Annotated in this window: 15 protein-coding genes; 10 read left to right on the forward strand and 5 right to left on the reverse strand. The window is 45.6% G+C overall.

Annotation, left to right across the window (positions count from 1 at the left end):
* Positions 1 to 15 precede the first annotated feature (15 nt).
* A complete protein-coding gene (locus G517_RS19325; RefSeq protein ID WP_051206419.1) occupies positions 16 to 1245 on the reverse strand; it encodes an MFS transporter in 1230 nt (409 codons plus the stop codon).
* 254 nt (positions 1246 to 1499) lie between these two features.
* A complete protein-coding gene (locus G517_RS0114000) occupies positions 1500 to 2765 on the reverse strand; it encodes a 6-phosphofructokinase (RefSeq protein WP_028304927.1) in 1266 nt (421 codons plus the stop codon).
* A gap of 355 nt (positions 2766 to 3120) precedes the next feature.
* Between G517_RS0114000 and mpl the strand changes: the two genes are divergently transcribed.
* Positions 3121 to 4509 (forward strand): UDP-N-acetylmuramate:L-alanyl-gamma-D-glutamyl-meso-diaminopimelate ligase, encoded by a 1389-nt coding sequence (gene mpl, locus G517_RS0114005; RefSeq protein ID WP_028304928.1) that lies wholly within the window; start codon positions 3121 to 3123, stop codon positions 4507 to 4509.
* A 39-nt stretch (positions 4510 to 4548) separates the two neighbouring features.
* The gene (locus G517_RS0114010) at positions 4549 to 5202 is read left to right on the forward strand and encodes a flavin prenyltransferase UbiX (protein WP_051206420.1); all 654 of its coding nucleotides are present in this window, start codon (positions 4549 to 4551) and stop codon (positions 5200 to 5202) included.
* 6 nt (positions 5203 to 5208) lie between these two features.
* On the opposite strand, the gene G517_RS0114015 is transcribed toward G517_RS0114010, so the two are convergent.
* The 3 genes from G517_RS0114015 to G517_RS0114025 are packed head-to-tail and all read right to left on the reverse strand — an operon-like array spanning position 5209 to position 7975.
* Positions 5209 to 6066, reverse strand: coding sequence for a DMT family transporter (locus G517_RS0114015; protein ID WP_028304930.1), 858 nt, complete (start codon positions 6064 to 6066; stop codon positions 5209 to 5211).
* Positions 6067 to 6069: 3 nt separating this feature from the next.
* A complete protein-coding gene (locus G517_RS0114020; RefSeq protein WP_084632264.1) occupies positions 6070 to 7050 on the reverse strand; it encodes a GGDEF domain-containing protein in 981 nt (326 codons plus the stop codon).
* A complete protein-coding gene (locus G517_RS0114025) occupies positions 7028 to 7975 on the reverse strand; it encodes a nucleotidyl cyclase domain-containing protein (RefSeq protein ID WP_028304932.1) in 948 nt (315 codons plus the stop codon). The genes G517_RS0114020 and G517_RS0114025 overlap by 23 nt, the downstream gene beginning before the upstream one ends.
* Positions 7976 to 8240: 265 nt before the next feature.
* Between G517_RS0114025 and G517_RS0114030 the strand changes: the two genes are divergently transcribed.
* From G517_RS0114030 to G517_RS19335, 8 genes are all read left to right on the forward strand, one after another.
* The gene (locus G517_RS0114030; RefSeq protein WP_028304933.1) at positions 8241 to 9497 is read left to right on the forward strand and encodes a glutamate-5-semialdehyde dehydrogenase; all 1257 of its coding nucleotides are present in this window, start codon (positions 8241 to 8243) and stop codon (positions 9495 to 9497) included.
* Positions 9478 to 10227, forward strand: coding sequence for a nicotinate-nucleotide adenylyltransferase (gene nadD / locus G517_RS19330; RefSeq protein ID WP_051206421.1), 750 nt, complete (start codon positions 9478 to 9480; stop codon positions 10225 to 10227). The genes G517_RS0114030 and nadD overlap by 20 nt, the downstream gene beginning before the upstream one ends.
* A 196-nt stretch (positions 10228 to 10423) precedes the next feature.
* Entirely contained in the window at positions 10424 to 10786 is a 363-nt protein-coding gene (gene rsfS / locus G517_RS0114040; protein ID WP_028304934.1) for a ribosome silencing factor, read from the forward strand.
* Positions 10783 to 11250: a 23S rRNA (pseudouridine(1915)-N(3))-methyltransferase RlmH gene (rlmH, locus tag G517_RS0114045; protein WP_028304935.1), complete on the forward strand. Its 468-nt coding sequence runs from the start codon at positions 10783 to 10785 to the stop codon at positions 11248 to 11250. The genes rsfS and rlmH overlap by 4 nt, the downstream gene beginning before the upstream one ends.
* A gap of 35 nt (positions 11251 to 11285) precedes the next feature.
* The gene (gene mrdA / locus G517_RS0114050; RefSeq protein ID WP_028304936.1) at positions 11286 to 13166 is read left to right on the forward strand and encodes a penicillin-binding protein 2; all 1881 of its coding nucleotides are present in this window, start codon (positions 11286 to 11288) and stop codon (positions 13164 to 13166) included.
* Positions 13163 to 14311, forward strand: a complete 1149-nt coding sequence (rodA, locus tag G517_RS0114055) for a rod shape-determining protein RodA (protein ID WP_028304937.1) — start codon at positions 13163 to 13165, stop codon at positions 14309 to 14311. The genes mrdA and rodA overlap by 4 nt, the downstream gene beginning before the upstream one ends.
* 124 nt (positions 14312 to 14435) lie before the next feature.
* Positions 14436 to 15470 carry a lytic murein transglycosylase B gene (gene mltB / locus G517_RS0114060; protein ID WP_036591531.1) on the forward strand — a complete coding sequence of 345 codons (1035 nt, stop codon included), beginning with the start codon at positions 14436 to 14438 and terminating at the stop codon, positions 15468 to 15470.
* Positions 15467 to 16321: a septal ring lytic transglycosylase RlpA family protein gene (locus G517_RS19335; RefSeq protein WP_084632266.1), complete on the forward strand. Its 855-nt coding sequence runs from the start codon at positions 15467 to 15469 to the stop codon at positions 16319 to 16321. The genes mltB and G517_RS19335 overlap by 4 nt, the downstream gene beginning before the upstream one ends.
* Positions 16322 to 16343: the final 22 nt, after the last annotated feature.

Genomic DNA, 16343 nt, shown 5'->3' on the forward strand with positions numbered 1-16343 from the left:
TAGCTTCTAACGACCTTAAACCGCTTTAAACTCTGCCGCTGCAAACCGTTTCGGTGTTAACGGTAAATGTACTAAAGCGGCGAGTAAGCCCAGCCCCGCACTTAAGCTCAAGGCGATGCTGTAATCTCCATACCAGTCGAAGAGTAAGCCGCCCCACCAGCTGCCAAAAAAAGCCCCAATTTGATGACTAAACATCACTATGCCAAATAACGATGCTAGGTTTTTGGTGCCAAAAAGATGAGCAACACAGCCACTGGTTAAAGGTACGGTAGAAAGCCAGAGCATTCCCATCACAATAGAGAACGCGTAAAAAACTTCATAAGTTGGGGGTAGTACCATCAACATAATAATCAGCAGGGTTCTCAGGCCGTAAATTAGCGTTAATAGATAAGGTTTATGCCAACGATCTCCTGCCCAGCCTACGGAGATAGCACCAACAACATTAATCAAGCCGATTAAAGCGATTGAGTTTGATGCAACGGTTACTGGTAAGCCACAGAAACTGACCAAGCCCGCCATATGAACACTGATAAAAGCGATGTGGAAGCCACAAACAAAAAAGCCGAAATTTAATAGCTGATACTCGGGCACTTTTATCGCTTGGCCAATGGCCTTCCAGTCAAAAAGCTTGGTAGGGGCATCAATTCGTGCCTGCTGGCGCTCCGCTTTTAACTGTTTCTCCTCCGCAAGCAGCCACGCTAAGGCAAATACCACAAGAGTGGAGCCAGCAAACCACATAAAAGTATCTGACCAGCCAATAACTGGGCTAATTTTGCCAAGAATAATAGCGTAGAGAAATTGACCCAGCGAGCCACCGGCGCTGGCGACCCCTAATGCTAAGGTTCGTTTATGGGCTGGAAATTTCTGACCTACAGCGGCCAGTACAATAGGAAAGGTCGTTGCCCCAACTCCGACGCCAACCAAGAGAGCATTGCCGATAAAGAATAGGGTGTTGTCCTGAGCCATCGCAGCCAACATCATACCTAAACCATAAAGAACAGCCCCAGCCAATAGCACGCGAACGGTACCAAACCGCTCCGCCAGTAAACCCGCTATCGGAGATACGGCCCCCCAAACAAGGTTCTGCACAGCAAAGCCAAAGGCCAAATCTGCTAGAGATATCCCAAGTTCTTGATTGATATTAGGGATTAATAGGCCAGTGGATAATCGAACACCCATGTTATAAGACAAAATAATTCCGGCAGCAATAACAACCAGCCAAGGATTAAAGCGAGTGGTGTTCATAGGCATCCTTTTGAAATAATGCTCTTTTAAATACAAGGGCTTATATACGGAAATCGCATATGTTCCTGCATAAGAGATCTAAAGGGAAATGAGTTTTGTGAATAAGCATGATGCGTAAAACGTTACCTGCAGGTTTTTGTACATAAAAAAACCTGCATTCTTTTGATAAAAGAATGCAGGTTCTGTTGTGCTTGCTGGTTTTAAAGCATTAACCTTGGCTAAAAGAATGTTTTAACCTTAGTTCTCGGGCTAGGTTACGCTTTAAATTCCGGCAGTTTTTTCTCAGCTAGCTGATGGGTTAGACGTACGTACGTTGGCAGACCTGTTTTTTCATCATAAGGTAGCTCTGCTTCGCCGCGGATGAGGGGTTCTAGGTACTCGCGGCAAGCTTCAGTGATACTGAAGCCATCTTCGGAGATAAAGTCCCGTGGCATAAATTTCTCTACGTTAGCCACTTGATCCAGGGGTGCTTCTTCAATCACCCATTTGAACGGTGTGTTGCTCTTGCGAATAATGGCAGGCATTACCGCATTTTTACCGGCAACGGCCATTTCAACTGCTGCTTGGCCGACGGCGTAAGCCTGTTCAACGTCTGTTTTAGAAGAAATATGACGGGCAGCACGTTGTAGGTAATCCGCAACAGCCCAGTGGTATTTATAACCCAGTTCTTCGCGAACCATATTCGCCAGCGTTGGTGCTACGCCACCTAATTGAGTATGGCCGAAGGCATCTTTCGTACCGGCATCCGCTAAGAAAGTACCGTCTTCATAATGAGCACCTTCCGACACAACGATAACGCAGTAGCCGTTGTCTTTCACACTTTGATCAACCTTCTTCATAAAGGCTTCACGGTCAAAGGCGATTTCAGGGAAGATAATGATATGTGGTGGCTGGCCTTCAGCTTGCTGTGCCAAACCACCCGCTGCGGCGATCCAACCAGCATGGCGACCCATTACTTCAAGGATAAATACCTTGGTAGAGGTTTCGCACATGGATTGAATATCCAAACCTGCTTCCATAGTTGATAACGCAATATATTTAGCCACGGAACCAAAACCTGGGCAGGTGTCGGTGATTGGCAGGTCGTTATCAACGGTTTTAGGTACGTGGATTGCTTGGATTGGATAACCCAGTTTTTCAGAGATTTGAGAGACTTTCAGGCACGTATCGGCAGAATCGTTGCCGCCGTTGTAAAAGAAGTAGCCGATGTCATGGGCTTTAAATACTTCGATGAGACGCTCGTACTGCTCGCGGTGTGTCTCCATGTCTTTCAATTTGTAGCGGCAAGAACCGAATGCGCCACCAGGGGTGTGGCGCAGCGCAGCAACGTCTTGCTCAGAGATAGCATTGGTATCGATCAGCTCTTCAACCAAGGCACCAATAATACCGTTTTGACCGGCATAAACAGTACCAATTTTGTCGCTGTGTTTACGTGCAGTTTCGATGACACCACAGGCACTGGCATTAATAACAGAAGTAACACCACCTGACTGGGCATAAAACGCGTTTTGCTTGCTCATCTCTGAACTGGCTCCTGGGAGTCGTTGAGGTCTAAAATAAGTGACCAACCAAGGGGGAAAGGGTAAAAAACCAAGAATACCATTAAGCCTTGCTAGCCTTGAAAAATGCGGGCAATGTTACTTGAATTTACCTACTTTTGCATGGTCTGAGATAAGGTTTTTTCTTGCTGAATTTCTAATAATTGCCTGAGAGTGGTCTAAGCATCTGTTTTTATGATGGTATTAGTATGCTGATTATGCATTTTGCGGAGGCTTTGTTTGGGCCGGTAAGATTCTCGTGCTAACCTTCTGGCAACTTTTTGAATATACCGTCTGCTTGGGCAGTGGTTTTTTGATGTCGGCTGAGGGAGCTTGTATGCACCTGCATATTTTGGGTATCTGTGGAACCTTTATGGGAAGTCTAGCCTTGTTGGCTCGGGAGCTTGGGCACCAAGTGACAGGCTCTGATGCTAATGTCTATCCCCCTATGAGCACGCAGCTTGAAGAGCAAGGCATTGAGATCACTCAAGGGTATGACCCTCAACAGCTAGACCCTGTCCCTGATTTAGTGATTATCGGCAATGCTATGAGCCGAGGTAATCCGGCGGTCGAGTTTGTGCTGAATAAAGGTATCCCTTATACCTCCGGCCCTCAGTGGTTATCGGAGCATGTACTGCAAGATAAATGGGTGCTTGCTGTATCCGGTACTCATGGTAAAACCACGACCACGAGTATGCTGGCGCAGATTTTAGACTATGCCAAAATGGCCCCAGGTTTTTTAGTGGGAGGTGTGCCGGAAAATTTTGGTATCTCTGCCCGCTTAGGTGATACGCCCTTCTTTGTTATTGAAGCGGATGAATATGACTCAGCTTTCTTTGATAAGCGTTCCAAGTTTGTGCATTACCGCCCACGTACTCTTATTATGAATAACTTGGAATTTGACCACGCGGATATTTTCCCAGATCTGGCGGCGATTCAGCGTCAGTTCCATCACCTTGTGCGCACTGTACCCTCTGATGGCCTTATTGTTTATAACGATTGTCAATCATTAAACGGTGTGCTGGAGCAAGGTTGCTGGAGTGCTACTCAGGCGATAGTCTCAGCCGATCAACCAAAGGGCTGGAGCGCCACGTTACTTCGAGAAGATGGTAGTCGTTTTAACGTGCTGTTAGATGGTCAATCCGTCGCGGAGGTGTCTTGGTCGTTATCCGGCCAACATAATGTGGCTAATGCTGTGGCCGCAATAGCGGCAGCGCGCCATGTTGGGGTTACGCCTCAGATTGCGGCTGAAGCGTTGGGTGCCTTTCAAAATGTAAAGCGACGTATGGAGCTACGGGGTGAAGTCAACGGCGTTAAGGTGTATGACGATTTTGCCCACCATCCAACGGCGATCAATACGACCTTGGAAGGCGCTAAGGCTCAGCTAGCGCTGGACCCTTCTTTGTCCAGTAATGAAGAGGGGCGTATTCTCGCCGTTATTGAGCCGCGCTCTAACACCATGCGGCTTGGCACACTTCAAGAGCAGTTAATCAACTGCACACAACATGCGGATGAAGCTTTCTGGTATCAGCCCGAAGGCCTGGATTGGAACCTTGGATCGGTGATAGCTAATGCCTCTATACCGTCTGAACTAGTTGCTGATCTTGATCATCTTATTGTGCGCTTGGTTGAGGTTAGCCAGCCTGGGGATCGTATCGTGGTCATGAGTAACGGCAGCTTTGGCGGTATTCATCAAAAACTGCTGACGGCTTTAGCGGAATGTTGAACACTAGAATGGCATCAACATAGGTTTAAATAAAAAAGAATGACAGCACCGACCCCCTCTTTTCCCTCTTTTGGGCAACAGATCATATCTTCTGAACAACGTGTTACGGTGGCTTTAACAGGCGCTTCAGGTGTTCAGTACGGTATCCGATTAATTGATTGCTTGGTGGCCTTGGGTTGCGAAGTTTCGGTCATGGTATCGAAAGCGGCTCAAGTGGTGATCGCGACAGAGACTCAAGAAACCTTTCCTTCTGCCAGCGATAAGCTGCAGGCCTATCTGATTGATCGGTTTAATGCTAAGCCGTGGCAGATTAAGGTTTATGGTCGAGAGAACTGGATGGCACCTGTGGCCTCTGGCTCTGGTGCGCCCCATAAGATGGTGGTATGTCCCTGTTCTACCGGTACATTGTCCGCTATTGCCACCGCCGCGAGTAACAACTTGATTGAACGGGCTGCTGATGTTGCGTTAAAAGAGCGCCGCCAGCTTATCCTCGTTCACCGAGAAGCGCCTTATCATGAAGTACATCTACAGCATATGCTAACCCTGACCCGGATGGGCGCGCTGGTGATGCCCGCAAGCCCCGGTTTCTATCACAACCCCAAAACAATCGAAGATATGGTGGACTTTATCGTCGCCCGTATCCTCGATCAGCTCGGCTTTGAACAGAATCTGATGCCGAAGTGGGGAGAGTAAATATAGTCAGGCTTTTTTTCGGAGTGTTTCATTGACGGCTGCGGCGATAATGAGGCTACCTCCGATTAGGGTCATTAGCTCAATCTGTTCCCCTAGAATAAGAAAAGCTAGCGCGGCACCATAAACAGGCTGTAGGCAGGAAATTAAACTGACACTCGCTGCTTTTAGATACCTTAGGCTATTGGCTAATAATGTATGAGGAGCTGCAGTAAAGAAGGTGCCCAGTAACAGTAGTTGTAGCCATTGATCGCTTTCAAGGGCCTGTAGTTCATTGGTCACAAAGGGCAATAACATAATGGTCACTAAGACTGATTGCCAGCCCATAGTAAGCAACGGACTGTATTGCCTGTAATATTTCTTCATCAACAGGTTGCGTAAAGTGAACAGTAAGGCCGATAACACTCCCCAGAAAATACCGACAGCAATAGGGTCTTCGGGGTTTAGTGATGGAGTCATTAAACTGACACCACCAACAACAAGCACGGCTGCAATAAGGTCGCGTGCTTTGATACGTGCTCGATCAAAAATAGGTTCAAGCAGTACAGTCATTACCGGATAGGTGAATAACGCTAAGATTCCCACCGTAACACCGGCAACCTGCATCGCATGAAAGTAGGTAATCCAGTGCAATCCGACTAAAACCGCCAAGCCGATAATGCCAAAATAATGATGCTTATGTTCGAATATTAGGGGTTGCTGCTTTAGCTTTAGCCAGGCGAATAAAAATAAGCCTGCAATTAGACAGCGCCATGCGGTGAGGTCTATGGCATTAAGTTGAATAGTTTGCGAAAAAAGAGCAGTGCCTCCAAAGAGCAAGCTGGCGGTATGGAGGCTGAGCAATCCTTTAAATTGATCGCTTTTCATGATCTAAAGCACCTGGGCATTGAGACGAATATTGTCGCTTAAGGTGCGCTTCAAAAACTGCATCGCATCCTCGCTGACCTGAAGTGTTATAGGGTTTAGCGTTAAATCTTGCAGTATTGAGTCAATCTCAACTTGATCGGCAATGCGCTGAACCAGACGTTCCTTTAAAACAATGCAACCATTGATCGAGGTGTTTGGAAGCAGCAGTAGAAAACTATTGTCGGTCATTCGATAAATTTCGTCGCCTATACGACTGACTTCCTGCATGGTCATGCTGATTCTCTTGAGCAGTTTTCGAGCCTTGTTATCACCGTTTTGGCTATGGTAGTCATCGAAGTCATTAAGAGTAAACAGTAATGCCGATAGTGGTCTGCGGGTTGCTTTTGCTCGAGCCACCTCAGCGGTAAGGCGTTTGTTAAGCTGATTGGCTGAAAATGCACCTGTTGAGCTGTCTTTACCGCTTAAGCTTTCTAGTGTGCGTGTTTGGCTTTCTTGGGTATAAGCAAAAATAAAACTGATTCCAGAAAATAGACTTAAATTAATGGCTAAATCACTTAGGATCAGAGGGTTGATTTGCTCAACGACGAATAGCACAAAAATTGTAAAGAATAGCAGAAGGCTTATAGATGCTTGGCGAACCGGTAAAATGAAATAGGTAAGTACCGGTATCATATAGAGCCATTGACGATATAGAGGATCTAAAATAGAGCCGCTGTTAAGCACTACTAAGCTGATAATAATCAGCACGGGGTAGGGGGTGATATCTTTGCTGTCTGCTTTCTGAAAAAGACGCACCAGTGCGAGAGCGAAAATAAAGGGACTCGATAATGCAGGCCAAAGAATTTGGCTATAGTGCCCTAGCAGATTATGGTACCAAGCAATAATAGCGAGCACGATGGCTAAAGAAATATAAAGCCCTGCGATTATTTTATCCCGCAATTTATAAATATTGTTACCAAGCTCAATCATAGTGTTCGTGCTCATTTTGGATATCAATAAAATCACTTCTTAGATAGAGCGGTGAATCCATTTCTTGCTGCTCAGCAAAAGCAATAACCTCAGACGTTTTTTGTAGTAGCTCTTGCTCAGTTTCATGCTCCCCTGGTACTACAGCGGCTAGGTGCATATCCTTATGAAAGTTATTGTAGTGTTGATAGCAGATACTTAAGCTATCGTGAAATGAGCCGGTTGGCATTAGTGCTATCAGGTGATCATCCACGCGGTAGAGGCGATCGAAGGGGCGTAACCGTTCGTTAAAGGCTTCTGATGCTATTCTTAAAGAGTGTTCATCTTGATTACGATGCTTGATGCATAATAGGGCTAAGCTGGTATTTTCTCGATCTGCACGTGCAAGCTCCCTAGGAAGATCATCTTGGAATTGTTGACGGTTATAGGCTGCACAATCTGCATCAAGGCTAACCAGTTGTTGTAAATGCCGTTGCTTTTCGCGGTTGATGAAGATAAAAATACAGGCAATTGAGGTTGCCGACCAAAATAAATAAAGCACCTGTAGCCGCTCTATACCACCCAGTTGAACTGTCGTTGATAAGTTGAATATAAGGGCATAGCCAAGGGTTAGAATTAAGGCTGCTTTGAAAGGTAATAAGCTAAATAGGTACAAGGGTAAAATATAAGCCCATTGCGCGGTAAGAATAACAGGAACCCAGTCCCCTAAAATGGTCAGTGCGCCAAGAAACAACAGTACGATTAAGGGTAAAATCTGGGATGGCTTTTGAGTAAAAATAACGTTATAGCTGCCTGTAGCAAGTAGTGTCAGGCTAATAAGAAGCAGGGCCTGGCCGGCATCAGGCTGTCGATTTAAAAATTGCGTCCAGCTTAATAGCAGCGTCGCGACACCCGCAAGAATAAAGTAAACGGCATTGAGGCGTGCTTTGTACTTGATGTCCATTCGCGTATAGTTGCCTGTTATGAAAAATGCAAATACGCGGATTATAACGATTACACGCCTTAAAGGTAGAGCTTAACGGATATATTTACCGCACATTGACTATAAGGCCAGTACCGATTTCTGTTCAGAATACTGTTGATAAAAAGTTGTTTTAAGTCATAAAAAATTATTAACAGCCATCCATGAATAGAATGCTACGGTGGATAGAGCGCTACGCTACTGGTATGACTTCGGCATATTTAAGAAAACACCAAGGTTTAATTTCATGAATATTAATGAATATATGCAGACGCTAGGGCAGAACGCCCGCCTTGCTTCCCGCGCCATTGCAAAAGCAGATACCCGTTTAAAAAACCAAGCATTACTGGCTACAGCCGATGCTCTGGATGCTGCTCGCCCCGCTTTAGCTATGGCTAATGAGAAAGATCTTGATCAAGGCAGGATCAATGGTCTTGATAGCGCCTTGCTGGATCGCTTAGCACTGACGCCTAAGGTGATCGACACTATGATCGAAGGGCTTCGCCAAGTGGCAGCGCTGCCTGATCCTGTCGGTGAGATTACAGATATGAATTTCCGTCCAAGCGGTATTCAGTTAGGGAAAATGCGAGTCCCTCTTGGTGTTGTGGGTATTATTTATGAATCGCGTCCCAATGTAACCGTTGAAGCGGCAAGCCTGTGTTTAAAATCAGGTAATGCCGTGATTCTACGAGGTGGCTCTGAGGCGATTCACTCTAATCAGGCGATTGCTAAATGTTTAGCTGCAGCTTTAGAGGGCTCTGGTTTACCTGTTGGGGCTGTTCAAGTTGTTGAAACGACCGATCGTGCAGCGGTTGGTGAGTTGATTACGATGTCTAATTTTGTTGATGTGATTGTTCCGCGCGGCGGCAAAGGCTTGATTGAGCGTGTTAGCAAAGATGCCACCGTGCCTGTTATTAAGCACCTTGATGGTATCTGCCATGTGTATATTGATGATCACGCTGACCTAGAAAAAGCGATTAAGATTGCGGTGAACTCTAAAACGCATCGCTATGGCACCTGTAATACCATGGAAACACTTTTGGTGGCTGAATCTGTGGCAGATAAAGTGCTCCCTTTATTGGCAAAAGAATATGCTGAAAAAGAAGTTGAGCTTCGCGGTTGTGCTAAAACCTGTGCTATTTTGACCGATGCCATCTCTGCAACGGAAGATGACTGGAGCACAGAGTATCTTGCTCCGGTTTTGGCGATCAAGATAGTCGCGGGTATAGATGAAGCGATTGATCATATCAATAACTACGGCTCTCATCATACCGATGCGATTGTGACGGAAAACTACACCTTGGCCCGTCGTTTTCTGGCAGAGGTTGATTCCAGCTCCGTTATGGTTAATGCTTCGACCCGCTTTGCGGATGGCTTTGAGTATGGTTTGGGTGCAGAAATTGGTATCTCTACCGATAAAATTCATGCCCGTGGCCCTGTCGGGTTAGAAGGTTTAACGTCTCAGAAATATGTGGTCTTTGGTGATGGGCATATTCGTCAGTAATGCTGAGGTGAATAAGACCCGTCTGCATCGGCCCAATGTGATCGCGGTTATGGGTGGGACTTTTGACCCTGTTCATAACGGCCATTTGCGCTCTGCTTTGGAGTTGAAACAGTTGCTCGCGCTTGATGCCGTGCATCTGGTTCCTTGCCATCAAACGCCCCATCGGGCGCAGCCTGGTAGAAGCAGTCAACAGCGGTTAGATATGCTGCACTGTGCCGTAGGTGATGAAGCGGGCCTATGCATTGATGACCGTGAACTGCGACTGGATCAGCGCTCCTATTCTGTTGTGACTCTTGAGGATTTGCGACTAGAGTTAGGCGATGATGCGGTTATTTGCTGGGTGATGGGGGTTGATGCTTTTGCACATTTTACTCGCTGGCATCAGTGGGCCCGTATTTTAGAGTTGGCCAACTTGGTGGTCATGACACGGCCTGGCTTTGACTTGGCCTCTACTTCCAAGGAAGCCTGTCTTTGGCGTGAGCGAGCATTAGCAGCATCGGTATTAACAGAGTCTTTGAGTCAATGTTCCCAAGAATATAATGCGGGGCACATTATTCCGGTGCGATTGCCGTCTCAGCTTGAGATATCGGCAACCTATATTCGAGACCAGCTTGCTAAAGGAAACTCTGTACGTTATCTGTTGCCTGATAATGTGATTGACTATATTCACACCTATTCGCTCTACCAAGACACATCTTCTTCCGGTCAAAATTCATCGAATCAGGGGTAAGGCTCTTTATTTTTACCTTATTTGGGTTTGATTTCCTCTGAACTGGAGGAGAAAATGGTTTTTTATCGCCTCATTGTCGAGTTTTTACAGTGAAATGAACATTAAGGCTACAAAGCTGCCTTAACTTGTAAGACAATTACGCCCTTATTCGATTAATCCTGAAAAAATCTGGTTAATCCTGGAAATCTGAGGTCCTATGCAAACAGAACAACTCAAGCAGCTAGTTATTAACTCGCTGGAAGAGATGAAAGGTAACGACATCGTTGTGCTTGATGTACAAGGCAATACGAGTGTTACTGATTTTATGATAATCGCCAGCGGTACATCTAGCCGCCATGTTGCATCCCTTGCCAATAATGTTGTGGTAACGGCTAAAGAAAATGGCGTTCGTCCTTTGGGTGTTGAAGGTCAATCCGGTAGTGAGTGGGTTCTCGTAGATTTAGGTGATGTTGTGGTGCATGTTATGCAACCTACAACACGCCAGTTCTATGATCTTGAGCGCCTTTGGGGTGATCTGCCCGACGATTCTGTACAGGAGTCGGCGGAGAGCCTTTCTTGAAGATCAAGCTTATTGCAGTAGGTACTAAAATGCCTAAGTGGGTAGAGCAGGGTTATGAAGAATATGCCAAGCGTCTGCCTCGGGAGTTTTCTTTAGAGTTGATTGAGATTGCTCCCGGCAATCGCGGAAAAAATGCGGATATCGAACGTGCTATCCGCAAAGAAGGAGAGCTGATGATGTCTAAAATCAGCGCTTCTGATCATGTGGTTGCCTTAGAAGTTCTCGGTAAGCCTTGGTCAACTGAGCAACTAGCCTCTGAAGCTGAAGGATGGCTAATGCTCGGTCAAGATATCTGTTTGTTAGTAGGCGGCCCTGAAGGTTTAGCTCAAGAATGCAAACAGCGGGCGAACCAGCAATGGTCGTTGTCCCCTTTGACGCTGCCACACCCTATGGTGAGAATTTTGCTCGCAGAACAAGTCTATCGGGTTTGGAGCGTTATTCAGGGTCATCCTTATCATCGCTAAACTTCTCTTCTTATTAAAAGAACGGTGACATCCAGATGTCAGAAAAACGCACATTTAAAAATCTAGACCTTGAATTTCGCCTTTTCAAGGAACGGATGTTTGTCGCTTTTGCCATCGTTATCGTTCTTATTTTTGTACTTATTTCGCGTATGGTTTACCTACAGGTATACCAACATGATATCTATACGACCAAATCCGATAAAAACCGTATGCACGTACGGGCTATCCCCCCAACCCGAGGCCTTATTCTTGACCGCAAGGGCCGTATGCTGGCGGAAAACCTTCCTAGCTATAACTTAATGTTTGTTCGCGAACAGGCTAAAGATATTCAAGGTGTTCTGGATGTGTTGGCGGAAATTCTAGAGCTGGATAAAAAACAGAAAACTGATATGGCTGAGCAGGCTTATAGCCAGCGTCGACCATTTCACTCAGCGCTATTACTGAGCCAGCTGAATGAAAAACAAATTGCTAAAATTTCGGTTAACCGCTATCGGCTATCAGGCGTTGAAATTGAAGCGCAGCTAATTCGACACTACCCCTACGGCCCCATGACGGCCCATGTTTTAGGTTATGTTTCCCGTATTAGTGAAAAAGATCTGACAAATGTTGATCGCTCACAATATGCTGGTACTTATTATATTGGCAAGAGTGGTATTGAGCGTCAATATGAAGAAACATTACATGGCCGAGTGGGCGTGCAAACGGTAGAGACTAATGCTCGGGGGCGGATTCTGAGTGTTTTAGATGAGACGTTACCTCAGCCTGGTGAATCCCTAACACTACACTTAGATGCCGATTTACAATACGCCGCTATACGTGCTCTATCAGGCTTTAGGGGAGCTATTGTTGCTATTGAACCAAGCACAGGTGGTATTCTTGCCATGGTGAGTACGCCTAGCTTTGATCCCAACCTTTTTGTCTCTGGTATCGATAGTAAAACTTACCGACAACTGATTACCTCCCGTGATTTACCGATGTTTAATCGCAGCATTCGAGGTAATTACCCTCCTGCATCGACCATTAAAGCTTTTATGGCACTAGCTGGGTTAGAGGCTGGTGTTATTAACCGTAATACAAGTATAGAAGACCCAGGCTGGTTTCAGCTACCCAATGACAAACGCTTTTACCGCAACTGGAAGCGCGGAGGTCACGGCACGGTTAATCTGAATCGGGCGATTGTGGTGTCTAACGATACCTACTTTTACCATTTGGCCTTTAACTTAGGTATTGATCGGATTCATCCTTTTATGGAGCGCTTTGGCTTTGGTGTGAATACGTCATTAGATTTGCCTCAGGCATCGGCTGGATTAATGCCTAGTCGAGAGTGGAAAAAAGGCGCTCGTAAATCTCCTTGGTTTCCAGGTGAAACATTAAGTGTTGGGATTGGGCAGGGTTACTGGCAGGCAACGCCACTGCAAATAGCCACCTCGATGGCATTATTGGCAAATCGTGGCAAATGGGTACAGCCTAGGATTGTGAAGCAAGTTGGTGACGAGGATATTCCTTTAAAGCAGGATGGTACTCCTGACGATATCGTGCTGTCGGATCCAACCCACTGGGATCAGGTGATTCAAGCGATGGTTGATGTGGTTCATAGTCGTCACGGTACAGCGCGTAAGATGAGTCGAGGGGTGGATTATATTATTGCAGGTAAGACCGGTACGGCTCAGGTTAAAAGCATTAAACAGGGCGAAGTGTACGATGAAAATAAAATTGCTGAACGCTATCGTGATCATGCCTTGTTTGCAGGCTTTGCTCCAAGGGATAATCCTAAAATTGCACTAGCTGTTGTTGTTGAAAATTCTGGTGGTGGTAGCTCCACTGCAGCACCGATTGCGCGGATGGTTTTTGATGCCTATCTTAAAAAAACTGATGAAAAGTCATCCTCAGAAAAAGCGGTTAAAGGCAGTCAATGAATACCAATGATTTTTTACATCGCTTGCCCGGTGCAACACATGCTTTTCAGCGTCCTGTAGGCTGGTTTGAGCGGGTGTATCTTGATTTTTGGATGTTGATGATTCTTTTTATCATCATGGGTTCTGGTTTGTTTGTACTTTATAGCGCTGCCGGTGAAAGTTTGCAGGATGTTCAGCGGCAAGGTATGCGTTTTCTTTTTGCTTTGGCAGTCATGTTTGGTATTGCTCAGGTAGAGCCAAGAAATTTACGGCGATGGTCGCCACTTTTCTATATTGGCGGAACGATACTGCTTCTCTGTGTACTTCTGTTTGGGGTTGGAGCAAAAGGTGCTCAGCGCTGGATTCAGATTCCAGTGGTTGGTGTGCGTTTTCAGCCGTCAGAAATTATGAAATTAGCGATGCCTATGATGGTCGCTTGGTTTTTATCCAGCCAAACCTTACCGCCTAAATGGAAACATTTATTTGTTTCTGCGGTCATTATTACGGTACCGGTACTTTTAATTGCTCGCCAGCCTGATTTAGGTACATCTTTATTGGTTGCAGCAGCGGCTATCTTTGTTGTTTTACTGGCAGGATTAAGCTGGAAATTGATCGGTAGTTTTATCGCTTTAGGTATCGCAGCATTACCTGCGCTTTGGTATGTCATGCATGACTATCAACGACAGCGCGTTTTGACATTCTTAAACCCTGAAAGCGATCCTCTCGGGTCTGGCTGGAATATTATTCAGTCTAAAACGGCTATTGGGTCGGGTGGTATTTATGGAAAAGGCTGGCTTGAGGGTACGCAATCTCAGTTGGAGTTTCTGCCTGAACGGCATACTGATTTTATTATTGCTGTTTTAGCTGAAGAATTTGGGTTTGTCGGTGTCTGTGTTGTGCTAACACTTTATATGGCGGTGATTGGCAGAGGGTTATTCATTGCTCTAAATGCTCAAGATACTTACGGTAGGTTAGTTGCCGGTAGTATTACCTTAACTTTCTTTGTTTACGTGTTCGTAAATATTGGAATGGTGAGCGGTTTGCTTCCCGTTGTTGGTGTACCTCTACCGCTGGTTAGCTTTGGGGGAACCTCAAGTGTAACCTTGCTGGCAGGCTTTGGTATTTTAATGTCGATACACACACATCGTAGCTTGGTAAGGAATTAGTATTTCCTTAAGTGAAGCTGCTGCGATTAATAATGTTTTTTATTTGCTTGTTTGTTAAGGTTTAGACAATAGTGTTATTCAAGCAAGTTGAGTTATCTGGAAACGTGACAACATGAGATATCTAATGAGTATAAAGGCCGCGCTGCGCCAATGGGCTAGAAAAAGTTCTATTCTAGCATTAGCGATGGTGCCTATGGGGTGTGCTACAGCCGATACACCGGAGCAACCTGTCCAAACAGAATATGAGCGCCAAGTACTGATTAAAGATTTTATTGCGGAAATGGTGAATGACCATAATTTCACCCCCAGTTCCTTGGAATCGGTGCTAAGCCAAGCTGAGATGAAACAGAGTATTCTTGATGCGATCTCTCGTCCGGCAGAAAGAACGCTTGAGTGGAAGGACTATCGAAAAATCTTCGTCACACAAAAGCGCATTAATGGTGGTGTAAGCTTTATGCGTAAGCACCGCGTGGCACTAGAGCGTGCAGAGATGATCTACGGGGTGCCGAAAGAGGTTATCACTGCGATTATTGGCGTTGAAACATACTATGGTCGTATGGCTGGGAATTATCGTGTTGTTGATGCTTTAAGTACTCTAGCGTTTGATTATCCGCCACGGGCTGAGTTTTTCCGTAGCGAACTGAAAGAGTACTTTATTCTTGCCCAAGAAGAAGGGATTGATCCTCTATCCATAAAAGGCTCCTATGCTGGTGCTATGGGTTATGGGCAGTTTATCCCGAGTAGCTATCGTAACTTTGCAGTTGATTTTGATGGCGATAAGAAGCGTGATATTTGGACGAACCCTAAAGATGCTATTGGTAGTGTTGCCAACTACTTTAAAAAGCATGGCTGGCAAACTGGTGAGCCGGTTGTCGTTCCTGCAGTGACTGTTGGTGAGGGTTATTCCGATATGGTGAATGGTAGTCTGAAACCTAAGTTATCTGTTGAAGCATTGGCCGCTAAAGGGTTCAGTGCTAAAGATCGTCGACGTTACCAAGGGCTTGCAACCGCGATGGAGCTACAAGGGGAAAAAGGGGTCGAGCACTGGTTGGGGTTGAAGAATTTTTATGTGATTACGCGTTATAACCATAGTAAGCTTTATGCGATGGCTGTTCATCAGTTAAGCCAAAAGATTAAAGAGGCTGATCAAAAGGGATGACCGTAACAACCTTGATCGAAGGATCTAAAGCTAGCCGTTACTATGGCTTATTATTTATTTTCTGTACCTTGATCGTGGGCTGTTCATCTCAGCCCGAGTCTCGTTACGAGCTCCATCAAGATGTTGCGCCTGATGACGCCTTTGATATGAGCAAGATCAAAGAGTTAAAACCTGTATACGAAGCGCCTAGTGCATCGGGGAATAAATCACCCTATACCGTTTGGGGTAAAAGTTATCGTGTGCTCGGTACGAGCAAAGGGTACAAGGCAACAGGCACGGCCTCTTGGTATGGTAAAAAGTTTCATGGCTATCACACCTCAAATGGTGAGATTTATGATATGTACCAACTTTCAGCCGCCCATAAAAGCTTACCGCTACCATCATATGTGCTTGTGACACATGTGGGGAATGGCAAACAGGTTTTGGTAAGGGTTAATGATCGAGGGCCATTTCATGATGATCGGGTTATCGACCTTTCTTATGCCGCCGCCGCTCGCTTGGGTATGTTAGGAGCAGGAACGGCTCCTGTTAGGATTGAGGCGATTGACCCTGTTACTTGGAAAGGTGGTATGAGCCTTGCCGTTAACGAACTCCAGCCATCAGTATTTGTTCAGGTGGCGGCGATGAGTAAAAAAGATTCAGCGAAAGCTCTCGGTAGTCATCTTGAAAAAGAGACAGGTCAGAAAATGAGAGTGGTACCTGTGACGATTAATAATCGTATTTTATATAAAGTTCAGCTTGGCCCTGTTCCGTCACGCTCAGAGCTTCAACAATTGATTGATCAATTAGCCGTTGATGGCTTTTTGAACCCTATCGTTATACCTGTTACAGCGATACCTAGTAAGCCGTAGCTCTAACGAGAAGTTGGAAGAA

Source organism: Oceanospirillum maris DSM 6286, assembly GCF_000422865.1.
GTDB lineage: Bacteria > Pseudomonadota > Gammaproteobacteria > Pseudomonadales > Halomonadaceae > Oceanospirillum > Oceanospirillum maris.

Coding starts and splice junctions, on each gene's coding strand:
- G517_RS19325 (WP_051206419.1), bottom strand. CDS start 1,245: ATGAACACCACTCGCTTTAATCCTTGGCTGGTTGTTATTGCTGCCGGA.
- G517_RS0114000 (WP_028304927.1), bottom strand. CDS start 2,765: ATGAGCAAGCAAAACGCGTTTTATGCCCAGTCAGGTGGTGTTACTTCT.
- mpl (WP_028304928.1), top strand. CDS start 3,121: ATGCACCTGCATATTTTGGGTATCTGTGGAACCTTTATGGGAAGTCTA.
- G517_RS0114010 (WP_051206420.1), top strand. CDS start 4,549: ATGACAGCACCGACCCCCTCTTTTCCCTCTTTTGGGCAACAGATCATA.
- G517_RS0114015 (WP_028304930.1), bottom strand. CDS start 6,066: ATGAAAAGCGATCAATTTAAAGGATTGCTCAGCCTCCATACCGCCAGC.
- G517_RS0114020 (WP_084632264.1), bottom strand. CDS start 7,050: ATGAGCACGAACACTATGATTGAGCTTGGTAACAATATTTATAAATTG.
- G517_RS0114025 (WP_028304932.1), bottom strand. CDS start 7,975: ATGGACATCAAGTACAAAGCACGCCTCAATGCCGTTTACTTTATTCTT.
- G517_RS0114030 (WP_028304933.1), top strand. CDS start 8,241: ATGAATATTAATGAATATATGCAGACGCTAGGGCAGAACGCCCGCCTT.
- nadD (WP_051206421.1), top strand. CDS start 9,478: ATGGGCATATTCGTCAGTAATGCTGAGGTGAATAAGACCCGTCTGCAT.
- rsfS (WP_028304934.1), top strand. CDS start 10,424: ATGCAAACAGAACAACTCAAGCAGCTAGTTATTAACTCGCTGGAAGAG.
- mrdA (WP_028304936.1), top strand. CDS start 11,286: ATGTCAGAAAAACGCACATTTAAAAATCTAGACCTTGAATTTCGCCTT.
- rodA (WP_028304937.1), top strand. CDS start 13,163: ATGAATACCAATGATTTTTTACATCGCTTGCCCGGTGCAACACATGCT.
- mltB (WP_036591531.1), top strand. CDS start 14,436: ATGAGTATAAAGGCCGCGCTGCGCCAATGGGCTAGAAAAAGTTCTATT.
- G517_RS19335 (WP_084632266.1), top strand. CDS start 15,467: ATGACCGTAACAACCTTGATCGAAGGATCTAAAGCTAGCCGTTACTAT.